1 protein-coding gene and 1 rRNA gene are annotated in these 1,172 nt (G+C 25.9%); one reads left to right on the top strand and one right to left on the bottom strand.

Annotated elements, in window-relative coordinates; translation table 11 throughout:
• Positions 1-704: 704 nt before the first annotated feature.
• Positions 705-842: a hypothetical protein gene (locus tag I2E83_RS17915; protein ID WP_195266938.1), complete on the top strand. Its 138-nt coding sequence runs from the start codon at positions 705-707 to the stop codon at positions 840-842.
• Positions 843-930: 88 nt separating this feature from the next.
• On the opposite strand, the gene rrf is transcribed toward I2E83_RS17915, so the two are convergent.
• Positions 931-1,047 (bottom strand): 5S ribosomal RNA (gene rrf, locus I2E83_RS17910).
• Positions 1,048-1,172 lie beyond the last annotated feature (125 nt).

Below are 1,172 nucleotides of genomic sequence, written 5' to 3'. Positions count from 1 at the left end.
CTCAATAAAAAGTTTAATCTCTTCGCTCAAATTACTTTGAGTCTTAATTTTAAGACGTCTAAAAGAATTGCTGGTTTATTTTACTTAACTTATTTTCTGTTCAATTTTCAAAGACCATTTTCTCCATCGCTCTCAAGCGACTTCCTTATCTTATCACTTATGCATTTCATTGTCAACAGTTTTTTATTTTTTTAACTTGCTGATGTATTTGCCTTAGCGACATAAAATATAATATCATCAATATTAACATAATATTATCTTAAAAATAGTAATTATTCTATATTATATTTATTATACTCTATTTTTCTTATATTTTCTTAATTTATATTATATTGATATACAAGGTAATGTTTATTTACTTTTTCAGATTATTCAGAGTATATTTCAATATCAACATCAATAATTAATGCATATTCTAACCATTTTTAGATTATAAAATTCCTTTATATTAAAACTTTCTAATATCTTCATATACATTTAAAATCTGTGTAGTAAACATAAAAAATCTTATTCTAAGCTCTTTAAGGCTAGCTAAGTGCTATACACAAATAAATTATATGTCCAATAGATATAACTTTATTTTTTATAATCTAATATCTTTTACGTAAATTCTTCAAATTAATGAAAATCAATTATGTTGATAATTACTATTTATTAATATATAATGTTGTTTATATTGAGATATATAAAAAGGAGTGTATTAAATGAATTCACAAGAAAAAAATAATAATAAATCACAAGAGGTAGTAGCCCCTAAGAAAGTTAAATATCAATGCCTACACACAACAGAAGCTAAAGAATGTACTTGTATAAGAAGCAAAGGCTTAGTTTTAACAAAATAATTCGATAATTTAATATATAAAATTAAATTAAAATAAAATTATATAACAAAAAAAGACTTAAGAATAAATTCTTAAGTCTTTTTTAATGACCTGGCAACGTTCTACTCTCCCACACAGTCTCCCATGCAGTACCATCGACGCTGTAGAGCTTAACTTTCCTGTTCGGAATGGAAAGGAGTGTTTCCTCTACGCCATCATCACCAGATTTCAGAGTGTTCTCTGAAAATTGCACATGAATTAATTTTAAGCCTGTTTTTTATTGGTCAAGCCCTCGACCTATTAGTATCAGTCAGCTAAATATGTTACCACACTTACACCTCTGACCTATCA

The sequence above is a fragment of the Clostridium sp. D46t1_190503_E9 genome (assembly GCF_015555225.1).
Taxonomy (GTDB): domain Bacteria; phylum Bacillota; class Clostridia; order Clostridiales; family Clostridiaceae; genus Clostridium.
Note: the sequence above shows the minus strand (reverse complement) of the source record. Positions and strands in the feature narration are given on the sequence as shown.

What these genes read in the sequence shown, in the direction of transcription:
- I2E83_RS17915 (WP_195266938.1), top strand. Translation starts at nt 705, where the DNA reads ATGAATTCACAAGAAAAAAATAATAATAAATCACAAGAGGTAGTAGCC.